The organism is Paraburkholderia sp. SIMBA_053 (assembly GCF_046534895.1).
GTDB classification, from domain to species: domain Bacteria; phylum Pseudomonadota; class Gammaproteobacteria; order Burkholderiales; family Burkholderiaceae; genus Paraburkholderia; species Paraburkholderia caledonica.
This window is the reverse complement of record NZ_JAWRXU010000962.1, coordinates 1-261: the sequence shown is the minus strand read 5'-3', so window position 1 is coordinate 261 and position 261 is coordinate 1. Positions and strand designations below refer to the sequence as shown.

General features: G+C 66.7%; 1 protein-coding gene. It reads left to right on the top strand.

The window, feature by feature from the left end:
- The coding region (locus SB753_RS38460; RefSeq protein ID WP_410805340.1) for a hypothetical protein at window positions 1-261 on the top strand (261 nt) is incomplete at both ends.

Genomic DNA, 261 nt, shown 5'->3' with positions numbered 1-261 from the left:
CCTCGGCGACGTGCGCGCGACGATTGCGCGAGGTCTTGCGCTGGTGCGCGACGCGAATTTTCGCCTCGTCATCAAATCGTTTCTCGCGAAGTGGGCGTTCGTCACGGCGTTGCAGGATGGCGCGCCGGACCCCGACGAAGAGGCCCCGCCCGTCCCCGTCGAGGGTGCGCCCGTCACGCTGGTGGATCTCGCCTACTGGGTGTATCGCATGCAACGCGCGCTGCTGTTCGGCGATCTGCATGATGCCGTCGAGTCGCATCG